At 73.4% G+C, this 12,136-nt stretch carries 11 protein-coding genes; 3 read left to right on the top strand and 8 right to left on the bottom strand.

Annotation, left to right across the window (positions count from 1 at the left end; all coding sequences use genetic code 11):
• Nucleotides 1–136 precede the first annotated feature (136 nt).
• Nucleotides 137–1,339: an alpha/beta hydrolase family esterase gene (locus tag ACIRSS_RS22230; RefSeq protein ID WP_400897797.1), complete on the top strand. Its 1,203-nt coding sequence runs from the start codon at nucleotides 137–139 to the stop codon at nucleotides 1,337–1,339.
• Here the strand turns inward: ACIRSS_RS22230 and ACIRSS_RS22225 are convergent.
• The 3 genes from ACIRSS_RS22225 to ACIRSS_RS22215 all read right to left on the bottom strand — a co-directional run bounded on the left by ACIRSS_RS22225 (nucleotide 1,336) and on the right by ACIRSS_RS22215 (nucleotide 4,200).
• Nucleotides 1,336–3,414 (bottom strand): TOMM precursor leader peptide-binding protein, encoded by a 2,079-nt coding sequence (locus ACIRSS_RS22225; RefSeq protein ID WP_400897795.1) that lies wholly within the window; start codon nucleotides 3,412–3,414, stop codon nucleotides 1,336–1,338. The two genes, ACIRSS_RS22230 and ACIRSS_RS22225, sit on opposite strands and share 4 nt — an antisense overlap.
• Nucleotides 3,411–3,590, bottom strand: coding sequence for a hypothetical protein (locus tag ACIRSS_RS22220; RefSeq protein WP_400897793.1), 180 nt, complete (start codon nucleotides 3,588–3,590; stop codon nucleotides 3,411–3,413). The genes ACIRSS_RS22225 and ACIRSS_RS22220 overlap by 4 nt, the downstream gene beginning before the upstream one ends.
• A gap of 73 nt (nucleotides 3,591–3,663) precedes the next feature.
• Nucleotides 3,664–4,200 carry a TetR/AcrR family transcriptional regulator gene (locus ACIRSS_RS22215; protein ID WP_400897791.1) on the bottom strand — a complete coding sequence of 179 codons (537 nt, stop codon included), beginning with the start codon at nucleotides 4,198–4,200 and terminating at the stop codon, nucleotides 3,664–3,666.
• Nucleotides 4,201–4,273: 73 nt separating this feature from the next.
• On the opposite strand from ACIRSS_RS22215, the gene ACIRSS_RS22210 reads away from it, so the two are divergent.
• A complete protein-coding gene (locus tag ACIRSS_RS22210) occupies nucleotides 4,274–5,167 on the top strand; it encodes an NADP-dependent oxidoreductase (RefSeq protein WP_400897789.1) in 894 nt (297 codons plus the stop codon).
• Here the strand turns inward: ACIRSS_RS22210 and ACIRSS_RS22205 are convergent.
• Complete coding sequence (locus tag ACIRSS_RS22205; protein WP_400897787.1) at nucleotides 5,157–6,167, bottom strand: LacI family DNA-binding transcriptional regulator; 1,011 nt, start codon at nucleotides 6,165–6,167, stop codon at nucleotides 5,157–5,159. The two genes, ACIRSS_RS22210 and ACIRSS_RS22205, sit on opposite strands and share 11 nt — an antisense overlap.
• 30 nt (nucleotides 6,168–6,197) lie before the next feature.
• On the opposite strand from ACIRSS_RS22205, the gene ACIRSS_RS22200 reads away from it, so the two are divergent.
• Entirely contained in the window at nucleotides 6,198–7,346 is a 1,149-nt protein-coding gene (locus ACIRSS_RS22200) for an MFS transporter (protein WP_400897785.1), read from the top strand.
• Here ACIRSS_RS22200 and ACIRSS_RS22195 read toward each other — a convergent pair.
• The 4 genes from ACIRSS_RS22195 to ACIRSS_RS22180 are packed head-to-tail and all read right to left on the bottom strand — an operon-like array spanning nucleotide 7,335 to nucleotide 12,095.
• On the bottom strand, nucleotides 7,335–8,069 hold the full coding sequence (locus ACIRSS_RS22195) for an SAVMC3_10250 family protein (protein ID WP_400897783.1): 735 nt from the start codon (nucleotides 8,067–8,069) through the stop codon (nucleotides 7,335–7,337). The two genes, ACIRSS_RS22200 and ACIRSS_RS22195, sit on opposite strands and share 12 nt — an antisense overlap.
• A 42-nt stretch (nucleotides 8,070–8,111) precedes the next feature.
• The gene (locus ACIRSS_RS22190) at nucleotides 8,112–9,980 is read right to left on the bottom strand and encodes a helix-turn-helix domain-containing protein (RefSeq protein ID WP_400897781.1); all 1,869 of its coding nucleotides are present in this window, start codon (nucleotides 9,978–9,980) and stop codon (nucleotides 8,112–8,114) included.
• 1 nt (nucleotide 9,981) lies between these two features.
• On the bottom strand, nucleotides 9,982–11,310 hold the full coding sequence (locus ACIRSS_RS22185) for an MFS transporter (RefSeq protein WP_400897779.1): 1,329 nt from the start codon (nucleotides 11,308–11,310) through the stop codon (nucleotides 9,982–9,984).
• 35 nt (nucleotides 11,311–11,345) lie between these two features.
• A complete protein-coding gene (locus tag ACIRSS_RS22180) occupies nucleotides 11,346–12,095 on the bottom strand; it encodes a 3-hydroxybutyrate dehydrogenase (protein WP_400897777.1) in 750 nt (249 codons plus the stop codon).
• Nucleotides 12,096–12,136: the final 41 nt, after the last annotated feature.

Genomic DNA, 12,136 nt, shown 5'->3' with positions numbered 1-12,136 from the left:
CGCGTGCGCCCGGCGGGAGCCACCCCGCCGGTCACCATGAATCGCCGCCCGGATGTGGTGGACGGCCACATGGTCCAGGCCACGAGACCGTCCTAGCGTCGCTGGAAACCCTCTCAACGACGAGAAGGACTCCCCCATGCGCAAGCTCGCCTTCGCCGGACTCGCCGCGATCACCGCCGCCGTGCTCACCACCGTCGGGGTGGCGAGCGCCGACCCGCCGCCGTCGTCCCTGGTCCAGGTCGCGAACTTCGGCGCCAACCCGGGCGCCCTCGCGATGTACACCTACACGCCGGCCGGCCTCGAAACCGGCCGCCCGGTCGTCGTCGCCCTGCACGGCTGCACGCAGAGCGCGTCGGACTACTACGCCCATTCCGGCTGGCCCGAGCTGGCGGACAAGTGGCGCTTCGAGGTCGTGTTCCCGCAGCAGTCGACATCGAACAACTCGCTCAAGTGCTTCAACTGGTTCTCGACCGCCGACGACACCCGCGGCAACGGCGAGGCCGCGTCCGTCAAGTCCATGGTGGACAAGGCGATCGCCGACCACTCCTCGGACCGCTCGCGCGTCTTCGTCACCGGGCTTTCGGCGGGCGGCGGCATGACCGCGGACCTGCTCGCGGCCTACCCGGACGTCTTCGCCGGCGGCGGCATCGACGCCGGGCTGCCCGCGCAGTGCGCCACGAGCGTCACCGAAGCGACGAACTGCCAGCAGAACGACCAGAACCTGACGCCGGCGCAGTGGGCGTCCCGCGCGAAAGCCCAGTACCCCGGCTACAGCGGCCCGTGGCCGCGCGTCGCGATCTGGCAGGGCACCGGCGACTACACGGTCTACCCGGTCAACGGCACCGAGCTGCGCGACCAGTGGACGGCGGTGCACGGCGTCTCCCAGACCCCGACGAGCACCCAGTCGCTGCCCGGCGGCACGACGTTGACGAACTACGCCGACAAGGTCCAGCTGTACTCGATCGCCGGCATGGGCCACGGCACGGCCGTCGACCCGGGCACCGGCGCGACGCAGTGCGGCAGCACCGGCGCGTACTTCCTCGCGGGCATCTGCTCCAGCTACTACACGGGCGTGTTCTGGGGCCTGGCTTCCGGCGGCACCACGACCACTCCGCCGCCGCCCACGACGACCACGACGACGACACCCACCCAGCCGCCGGGCACGTGCGTGAACGCCAGCAACTACGCCCACACGCAGGCGGGCCGCGCGCACCAGAGCGGCGGCCAGACGTACGCGAACGGCTCCAACCAGGCCATGGGCCTGTGGAACACGTTCACCACGCACGCCCTGCGCGAGACGTCCCCGGGTTACTGGGTCCTCGCCGACGGGCAGTGCTAGAGGAAGATCGGGAAGGGGTTGAGGTCGTCGTAGCCGCGCGGCTCGGCCAGCCGGCCGAGCCGCACCGGCACGTCGTAGAGCCGGCCGGGCGCGAACCGCGCCCAGAGCCCGCGCATCCCCGGGACGAGCACCTTCACCACCGGCAGGCCGATGTCCGGACGCGTCTGGTCGAGCACGAACACCTCCAGCCCGGCCCGCGCCAACTTCGCCCGCACCGGAAGGACGTCCGTCGGCGCGCCGGCCGCGGACGGCGCCGGGAGCAGGTAGGGGTGGTCGGCCACGGACGCGTCCCGCAGCCAGCGCGCCGCGTCCGGGTCGTCGCCGAGCCGGCCGTCGAGGACCGCGGGCATGAGCTGGTTCAGCTCGGTCAACGCGCGCCGCAGCGCGACGGCCGGGTCGGGGTGCGCGCCGAAGCCGAGCATGATCTCTTCGGGTGGCCCGGTGCGCCGGGACACCGCGGCCCGCACCGGCACGCCGAGGTCGGACGTCACGTCCAGCGCCCACACCTCGCGGCCCAGCCCCGCGTACACCTCGCGCAGCTCGGTGGTCCACGGGTCGGCGGGCAGGTCGACGCCCGGCTGCCGGGTGCGGTTGTACCACCAGAGCGCGACGGCGTCGCGTTCCACGACCTCCAGCATCCCTCGCCACACCGCGTCTTCGAGAGTGCTGCCCGCCGCGTTGCCGTTCGAGTCGGCGACGACGGAGGCCGGCCCGGGCGCGCCGAAGTACAGCAGGGCGGTCGGGAACAGCCGGTGCTCGCCGCGGGTGAGCGACCACACCGGCGTCCAATCCAGCTCGGCGTCCTCGTCGAACGGGTCGCACACGAACTGGAACGGGCCGTGCCGCGCGTTGCGGCGTTCCCGGTCGGCGTACTGCCGCGGGTGGAAGAGCTGGCAGGTGTCGGGGTGCACGGCCTTGTCGCCCAGTGCACGGAAGCCGGCGCGCACCCGTTCCTCGTCACCGTCGTACCGGGCGCTGTGCCGTTCGAGCGCTTCGCACAACGCGCCGGCCTCGGCTTGGAGCGGCGTAACGCCCTTGCCACCGTTCTCCGCGCGCAACGCCGACGCGAGCCGGGCCGCGCCCCGCAGACCCGGCACGACGTTCGGCCCGGACCGGACGGAGTTGAAGAACGCCGGCCCGTCCCGGCGCAGCTCCTTGACCACGCCGGTCAGCGGGCTGACCAGGTGCCGATACGTCTCGAGCACCTGCTCCGGCGGCACCGCGCGCCGGCCGTCGAGCACCACCGGCCGGCGGGTCCGCTCGCGCACCAGTTCCGGGTTCCCGCAGGACGCGCACTGCGGTCGGACGCGCACCTCGTGCCGTTCCCCGCTCAGGTCCCGGCTGTCGAACGTCCACAGCGCGCGCTGACCCGGATATCGCTGCCCGGCCAGCCACTTCACCGCTTCCAGGGCGACCAAGCCGACCGCGGCGGCGGACAGCGCCGGCAGCGTGACCTCGGGCCGCGGTAGCGGGCCGGGCAAGCCGAGCGCGTCCCGGACGTGGGCCTCGGCCGCCCGGTTGCCCCACAGCCGCGTCGCCAGGCAGTGCAGGCAGGGACCGTCGCCCGGGGTGAAGAACGGGCCGATCCACACCCGCGTGCCGACGGTCTTGGCGAGCAGCCACGGCCGTCCGGTCGCGCGGTGCTCGGCGTCCACTTCGGACAGTGCCGGATCGAGGTAGTCCCGGCACAGAACCACGGTCAAGTCGGCGTCCCGGTCGACGACCGTCAGCCCGGCCGCACGGAAAGCCGCGGGATCCGCGCCCACGACCGCGACCGTGCCGGCCGCCGGCTCGACCCCGACCGCGTCCCAGTAGGCCGTGCGGGGCCTCCGCAGGCCGATCAGCCCTTCCCCGGCCAGCCGGTTCAGCACCCCGGCGGCTGCTTCGGCGGGGACGTCCTCGGGCAGGTCACGGCGGAGGGCGGCGAAGTCCCGCGTGCCGTCGAGCAACGGGACCAGCGCTTCGACGTGCGGCCCGCTGAGCGCCGTGGTGCCGTCTTCGGACAGCGCGTAGACCGCGTCCCCGGGCACCACCGCCGTGGTGAGGTGCCGCTTGAAGCCGACCGGGTCGGTCACCCGGTGGTCGTGCGCCGCTCCGGGCCGTCGGTCAGGCACGGGCTGACCGAGCCCCACACCGACAGCAGCTGGGTCCCGCCCGTCGCGCGGCCGTCGAGCGGGACGACCGACAGGCCCGGCACCTCGAGCGGCCCGGTCCCGAACGCCGCCGCCAGCGCGCTTTCGAACTCGTTCACGAGTCCTCCTTGGTCGGTTCGTCGGGCCATCCTCATCCGGGCGGCCGGGTTCCGCCAGGGCCGGACGGGCGAATCAGTTCAGCAGGCCGGTCAGCAGCACCGCGGTCAGCCGCCGCGCCGACTCGCCCGTCCGCGCCGACGTCAAAGCCGTCAACGCGAGCCGCACGTCGTCGACCGTCACCCGGGGCCGGAGGACGCCGTCGGCGCGGGCCCGCTCCACCAGCCGCGCGAACGCCTCGGCGTGCGCGCGACGGCGGCCGGCGAACTCCGGTCCGGAAAGGACACGGGTCAGCCCCGGTTCCTCGGCCTGCCATTCGCCGAAGCGGTGGAACGTGCGGGTCAGGGCCCGACGGCTGTCCGGGTCGGCCATCGCGGCCCGCAGCTGCCGTTCGCACCGGTCGACCTGGCCGTCGAGCACGGCGGCGAGGAGGTCGGCGCGGCTCGGGAAGTGCCGGTGGACGGTCGCCGGGGCCAGGCCCGCGCGGCGCGCGATCTCCCGCACCGGCAGGTCCGGGCCGTGGCGCGCGAAGGCCGTGTGCGCGACCGCGACGAGGTGGCGGCGGTTGTGTTCGGCGTCCACCCGGCGTTTCCGGGTCAGTTCGTCGGCCACGGCTCTCACTTCCCGTTCGGCGCCGCTGATCTTTCCTAGCGTAGGCGTGGTCAGCGGTGGTGGAGGAGTGATCGTGTTCGCAACCCGGTTCGAGCGGTTCGGCCCGTCGGAAGTCCTGTCGGCGGGCGAGCTCCCGGAGCCGCACGCGGGCCCGGGCGAGGTGCGCATCCGCGTGCGCACGGCGGGGGTATCCCCGGTGGACCTGGCGATCCGCGCGGGGAAGTCGCGCTCGCCGATCGCCTTGCCGCACATCCCCGGCGTCGACGCGGCGGGCATCGTCGACGAGGCGGGACCGGGCGCGGCGGTCGGCGACGAGGTGTTCGGCGCGGTCGACGTCGCCCGGCTCGGCGGGGCGACCGCCGAGTTCGCCGTACTGGCGTTCTGGGCGCCCAAACCGCCGTCGATGCCGTGGGAGCAGGCGGGAGCGGCGGCCTCCGGGATCGAGACGGCCACTCGCGCGCTCGACCTCCTCGACGTCCGGGCCGGCACGACCCTGCTGGTCGACGGCGCGTCCGGCGGCGTCGGCAGCCTCGTCGTCGGCTTGGCGCTCGCCCGGGGCGCGCGGGTGTTCGGGACGGCCGGCGACCTCGAGTTCGTCGAAAGCCTGGGCGCGACCCCGATTTCGTACGGGCCCTGCTTGCCGGCGCGGGTTCCGGGCCCGGTCGACGCGGCTCTCGACGTCGCCGGGAAGGGTTCGCTGCCGGAGCTGATCGAGCTGACCGGGACGCCGTCGTCGGTGGTCACGCTCGCCGACTTCAGCGGCCCGTCCCACGGGGTTCGCGTATCCACCGGCGCTTTGGGCGGCGAACCGGACGGTCGCCACGGCCTCGCCGAGGCGGCGAAGCTCTTCGAGCAGGGCCGGTTCCGCGTGCCCGTCGAGGCGGTCTTCGCCGACGCGGCCGCCGCGCACGCCGCCGCCGAACGCGGGCCACGACGGGGAAAGCTCGTCGTGCGGGTCAGCGAGTAGACGCCCGGACCATCGTCGTCCACTCGGCCGGCCGGCCGGGCTCACGCGAGCCCAACGCGATCAACGCACAGTCCCGGCCCTGGTCGAAGAGCGACTGCGCGACGGTCGTGAGCCCGGCGCGCTCGGCGTCCGGGTCGTCGTCCCATCCGGCGACCGCGAGGTCCTCGGGCACGCGCAGGCCGCGCCGGCGGGCGGCGTCGAGGACGGCGAACGCGAGCTGGTCGCTCATGGCGATCACGGCGTCGGGCTCGGTGTCGAGGAGCGCGTCGGCCTGCTTCGCGGCTTCGTCGCGGTCGTTGCGGGCGACGACCGCCACCGCCAAGCCGCCCGGGTCGCCGAGGTGGTCGTAGATGCCGAGGAGCCGCTCCCGCGTGACGGGGAACGCGATGGTTTCCGGTGCGGGCGCGGTTTCCAGCCGGGTCCGGCGGTCGCGGTCGAACGGAAAGCTGAGCACCGCGGGCCGTCTCGCGCCGGCGAAGGTGCGTGCGGCGAGTTCCCGCGCCGACGCGCGGTTGTCGATGGTGACCACCCGCGCTCCGGCGAAGGCGGGGCCGCCGTGGATCGCGACCGGCTTGCCGAGCCCGCTCACGACGTCGAGCACGGGGTCGTCGTCGACGGTCGTCCACACGATGTAGCCGTCGACCGACGCCGACCGGACGCGCTCGACGTCGTCCTCCGCGCCGGTCGTCGGGATCAGGTTGAGGCCGCTGCCGCGCTCGCGGCAGACCTCGGCGACGCCGGCGAGGAACCGGCGGGCCTGCGGGTCTTCGAAGGCGTAGGCGAGGTGCTCGCCGAGCACGACGCCGATGGCGCCGTTGTGCCGGCGGCGCAGCGACCGCGCGGTGGGGTCCGGCCCGCGGTAGCCCAGCTCGGCGGCGACTTCGCGGACGCGGCGCAGCGTCTCGGGCGCGACGCGGTCGGGCTGGTTGTAGCAGTACGACACGGTCATCGCCGAGACCCCGCACCGCCGCGCGACGTCGGCCATCGTCGGTCTGGACATGGGGCCACCCTAGCTGTGTATCGTTAAACAATGCTCGTCGAACCCCGGACGAGGGTGGCCCTCGGAGCGCTCAGCGCCGCCTGCTTCGTGTCCGTGACCTCGGAGAACCTGCCCGTGGCGCTGCTGCCGCAGCTCGCGTCCGGGCTGCGGGTCGGCGACTCCGCCATCGGGCTGCTGATGACCGGGTACGCGCTGGTCGTGGCGGTCTCGGTGGTGCCGCTGGTCGCGCTGACGTCCCGCTGGGACCGCCGGACGACGGCGCTGGTCACGCTCGGCATGGTCGTGGTGTCCAACGTGGTCCTGGCGGTCGCGCCGAACTACGGCGTCGCCATCGCGGCCCGGCTGGTGGCGGCCGCGGGCCACGGCGTGTTCTGGTCGGTCGTCGCGTCGATGGCCGCCCGCCTGCTCGGGCCGGGCCAGGGCGGCCGCGCGACGGCGGTGGCGTTCGCGGGCAACTCCCTGGCGTTCCTGTTCGGGCTGTCGGTGAGTTCGTGGCTCGGCACGACCCTCGGCTGGCGGCTCGCGGTCCTGGCGGTGGCGGCCGTCGCGGCGGTGACGGCGCTGGTCATCCGCGTGACGGTCGGCCCGATGCCCGCTTCGGCGCCGGTACGCGGCTCCCGGATCGTCGCCGACCGAGCGCTGTTCCCGGTCAACGTGACGACGCTCTTGGTCGTGACGGGCCACTTCGCCGCGTTCACGTACGTCACGGCGCTGATCACGCGGTACGTCCACCTGACCGGCCCGTCGACTTCGGCCCTGCTCTTCGCCTACGGCACCGTGGGCATGCTCGGCCTGGTGCTGATCGGCCGGCACATCGACCACCACCCCCGCGCGACGGCGCTGGTCACGACGGCGGGCCTGGCGGCGTGCATGCTGGCACTGCTGGTGTCCCCGGGCCCGATCGTCGCGGGGACGGCGATCGTGGCGTGGGCGGGCCCGGCGGCGGGGATCGGCGTGGTGCTGCAGGCGGCGGTCCTGCGGGTGGCGAAGGACCGCCCGGACCTGGCGTCGGCGGTGTACATCGTGGCGTTCCAGATCGGCATCGCGCTGGGCGCCGCCCTGGGCGGGCTCGGCTTGGACCACGGGGTGTTGCCGGTCGCGGTCCTCATCGCGGCGGTCGGCGGCCTGACGTCGGCACTCGTGGTGTGGCGGTCGAAGGCGTTCGCCTCAGCCGCCTGAGCCGGGCGAGTCGATGTGTTCGACATAGAGCGGGGACGCAGCCAAGACCACGCCGTCGGCAGTCGGGATGCGCGCGGTCACTCGCGCGTAGCCGGCCATCCACGCCGCCGTGTACTCGGGCTGCAGGGTTCGGGTCAGGTTCTGGACGTCCTCCCAGATGCGGCTCGCGTAGAACTCGCTGTAGTCCTGGATGATTTTCGCGGCGTCCGGATCCTTCGCCGCGGCGTCGTCCGTCAGGAACAGCCGCATCATCTCGGCGAACTCGTGCCACCGTGAGCCGCGGAGTCGTCCGCCGGATTCGCGATCCGGACCAGATCGGGTCTCGAGCAGATGGGGCGCGGAGCCGTGCAGCAGCAGTCGCAGCCGACCGCCGGTCGGATACTCCGGGGTCGCGGCATCGGCATCGACGAACACCAGCGCTTCTCCCCCGTGGAAGGAAATGACGCGGTAGGCCATCGGCGCCTCGAAATGCGTCCACGTACCGGGGCGGACCTCAGGGTCGGCGAACCACAAGGGCGCTCGTGAGGACTTCTCCAAGGTGTCGACGGCCTTCCCGAGAGACTGGTCGATCTCCTTCGCAGCCTTCTTCTCGAATTTGGCGCCCGTGCTCACCGGTCCCTTGAGCTCGAGCGAACCTTCGAGTCCCCTGAACGCCGACGCCTTCGGCAAGCCGGGCAGCACTTGCCGCAGTTTGGCGTCGGAGACGTAGACCAGTTCGCGCATCCCGATATCTTGCCGGACCGGGCTCCGCCGAAGCAGCCTGCCTCAGCCGCCCAGCCGGTGCACCCGCAAGGCCAGCTGGATCTCCAGCGCCCGGTCCGGGGCCTGCCAGTCCTCCCCCAGCAGCGACGCCACCCGCTCCAGCCGCTGCACCACCGTGTTCACGTGGACGTGCAGCACGTCCTTCGTCCGCGCCAGCTGCGACCCGCTCGCGAAGTACGCCCGCAGCGTCGCCACCAGCTCGGTCCCGCGGCGCGCGTCGTAGTCCAGCACCGGTCCCAGCGTCTGCCGGACGAACCCGTCCAGATCCGCGTGCTCGCCCAGCAACTGCCCGAGGAACCCCAGCCCCGCCATCGCCGCGCCCTCGCCGGTCCGGCCCAGCGCGAGCAGTGCCCGGACGCACCGGGCCGCCTCGCTGTGCGCCGACGCGATCGCCGTCGGGCCGCTCGCCGGGCCCGCCGCTCCCACCGTCACCGGGCGGCCGGTCGCCGCGCCGAGGTCGGCCGCCACTCGCCGCGCCAGCTCGTCCGGGTCGCCCGCGCCCAGCAGCACGACCTCCTCCGCGTGCACGCCCACCAGCGTCGCGTGCCGGGCGGCCGCGCTCGCCAGCCGCCGCCGCGAACCGCCGTCCGCGTGCGCGACCAGGACCGCGTGCGGTGCCGACAGGTCGATCCCCAGCCGGCGGCCCCGCGCGAGCAGCGCCCGCGGGTTGCGGTCCGGCGCGGTGAGCAGGTCGGTCAGCAGCTCGCCGCGGACCTCGTCCTCGGCCCGGACCACCGACCGCCGCAGCATCAGCAGCAACGCCGTCACGACGCCGGCGCGTTCGAACAGCCGCCGGTCCGGGTCGCTGAGCCCGTCCGGACCGGCCAGCACCAGGCTGCCGAGCAGCTCGGGACCGGCCTGCACCCCGCACACCCAGGTGTCCTTTGTGGACACCGCCCGGCCGGCGGCGCGGGCCGCGGCGAGCGCGTCCGGGTCGAGCGCGGCGGGCGCCGCCGAGCTGGCCAGGAGCGTGCCGTCGGCGTCGTACACCGTGAGGTCGCCGTGCAGCACCCCGGCGACGGCCGCCGCGACGTCCGGCAGGTCGCCGCCGCGCAGCACCAGGTCGGTCAGCCGGTCGTGGGCGTCCTGGGCGCGTTCCATCGCCTCGGTGTGCGCGCGGATCGTCGCGTTGGCCTCGTTGAGCTCGGCGACGGCCCGGCGTGTCTGGTCGAGCAGGTTCGCGCTGTCCAGGGCGATCGCCGCGTGGTCGGCCAGCGACGACAGCAGCGCCACCTCGTCGGGGCTGAACTCCCGCGTCGCGCGGTCGGACGCGAAGAGCACGCCCAGCACCTTCGGCCCGATGGCCAGCGGGACGCCGAGGATCGCGGTCAGGCCCTCGTCCTTGACGCCGGAGTCGATGTGCCGCGTGTGCTTGAACCGGTCGTCGTTGAAGTAGTCGGCCGTCGCGTACGGCCGCGCGGTCTGCGCGACCAGCCCGCCGAGACCCTCGCCCATGCCGAGCACGATCTGCTGGAACTCCGCCGACACGGACCCGTCGCTGACCCGCACGTACGTCTTGTTCTCGGCCTCGCGGTTCAGCGACAGGTACGACACGTCGACGTTCAGCAGCGCCCGCGCCCGCCGGACGATCGACCGCAGCACGGTGTCCGGATCGGACAGTCCGGCGAGCTCGCTCGCCGTGTCGAACAGCGCGCCGAGCTGGGCCTCGCGCCGCCGGTGCTCGGCGAGGGTCTCGCGGATCCGCAGCGCCAGCTCCCCCGCGCTGGCCAGCGCGGCCAGGTCGGCCGCGCCGAGGGTGCCTTCGGCGCGGGCGGCCACGACGACGTGCGCCAGCTGCTCGCTGCTCGCCCCGGAGGCGAGCAGGTCGAGCAGCCGGCGCACGGCGTCGGTCGATCCGGTCACGGCCGTCATGCTAGGGCGAAACGGCCGCCGTCTCCGCCTGGACGTCGTCGTCGTGCAGCGATTCGCCGCGTGTCTCGCGGGCCGCGAGCAGCGCGACCACCGTGATCACGCACATGGCGGCGACGTACAGCGACACCGGCACGGTGCTGCCCCACGCGGAGAACAGCGCGACGGCGATCAGCGGCGCGACGGCGCCCGCGGCGATCGACGACAGCTGCCCGCCGACCGAGAGGCCGGTGTAGCGCACCCGCGTCGGGAACTGCTCGGCGAAGAACGCGGCCTGCGGGCCGTACATCGCGCCGTGCAGCACCAGCCCGACGGTCGCGGCCAGCACGATCACCGGCGACGACTTCGTGTCCAGCAGCGCGAAGAAAGCGAAGCCCCACAACGCCATCCCGATCGCGCCGAAGAGGTACACCGGCCGGCGGCCGACGCGGTCGGACAGCGCGCCCCACAACGGGATCGCCACGAAGTGCACGGCCGAGCCGATCAGCACCGCGGTCAGGCCGACGCCCTTGGGCAGGTGCAGCCCGGTCGTGACGTACACGAGGATGAACGCGGTGATCACGTAGTACGAGACGTTCTCCGCCATTCGCGCGCCGATCGTGATCAGCACCTGGCGCCAGCTGTCGCGGAAGACCTCGACGACGGGCACGTGCTTCTCGGTGCGGCTCTCGGCCTGCTTCTGCGCGGCCAGGAACACCGGCGACTCCGCGACGGCCAGCCGGATCCACAGCCCGATCAGCAGCAGCACGCCCGAGAGCAGGAACGGGACGCGCCAGCCCCACGACATGAACGTCGCGTCGGACTGCGTCGCGGACAGGATCGCCAGGACGGCCGTCGCGAGGAGGTTGCCGCCGGGCGCGCCGCACTGCGGCCAGCTCGCCCAGAAGCCGCGGCGGCGGTCGTCGCCGTGCTCCGAGACGATCAGGACGGCCCCGCCCCACTCACCACCCAGCGCGAAGCCCTGGACCAGGCGAAGCAGCGTGAGGAGCAGAGGAGCGGCGACGCCCGCGCTCGCGTACGTCGGCAGGACGCCCATCAGGCACGTCGAGCCGCCCATCAGCACCAGGCTGACGATCAGGAGCTTCTTGCGGCCGAGCCGGTCGCCGTAGTGGCCGAACACCAGGCCGCCGATCGGGCGGGCGAGGAACCCGACGGCGTAGGTCAGGAACGCCAGCAGCGTGCCGGTCAGCGGGTTCGCCGTCGGGAAGAACAGCTTGTTGAAGACGAGGGCGGCGGCCGAGGTGTAGAGGAAGAAGTCGTACCACTCGATGGTGGTGCCGATCAGGCTCGCGCCGACGATCTTGGCGATCGCCGACCGGTGGGGTTGGCTCACTGCGGGCTCCACTTCCTTGTGGTTTAGCGGGTTTCTTAAGCGGCTGTCCAGCCGCCGTCGAGCGGGATGGACGCCCCGGTGACGTGGCCGGCGTGCGGCGAGCACAGCCACGTCACCAGGGAAGCGACGTCGTCGGTTTCGATGAGCTTCTTGATGGCCGCGCGCTTGAGGAGGACTTCCGAGACGACGTCCTCGCGCGGGATGTCGTGCTCGATGGCCTGCGCGTCGATCTGGTTGTCCACCAAGGGGGTGCGGACGTACCCGGGGTTCACGCAGTTGCTCGTGACGCCGTGCGCGGCCCCTTCGAGGGCGGCGACCTTCGAGAGGCCTTCGAGCCCGTGCTTGGCGGCGACGTACGCGGCTTTGTAAGGCGAGGCCCGCAGCCCGTGGACGCTCGACATGTTGACGATCCGGCCCCACCCCCGCGCGTACATCGAGGGGAGCACGTGCCGGATCAGCAGGAAGGGAGCGGTGACCATGAGGGACTGGATGCGCGTGAAGACGTCCGGCGGGAAGTCTTCGAGAGGGGCGACGTGCTGGATCCCGGCGTTGTTGACCAGGACGTCGACCTCGGCGGGGAGGGCATCGATCGTGGTGGGATCGGTGAGGTCGGCGGCGTGCGCCCAGCCCCCGACCTCGGTGGCGGCGGCTTCGGCTTTGGCGGCGTCCAAGTCGACGACGTGCACCTTGGCCCCGGCCGCGGCGAGCGCGCGGACGCAGGCCAGGCCGATGCCCGAGGCCCCGCCGGTGACGAGGGCGGTGCGCCCGTCCAGATCGCTGGTCATGGACGGGAACGGTAAGCGTGACCCGGGTCGCGGGCTATGTG

The sequence above is a fragment of the Amycolatopsis sp. NPDC101161 genome (assembly GCF_044768185.1).
Lineage (GTDB): Bacteria > Actinomycetota > Actinomycetes > Mycobacteriales > Pseudonocardiaceae > Amycolatopsis.
This window is presented reverse-complemented; position numbering and strand designations above follow the sequence as displayed.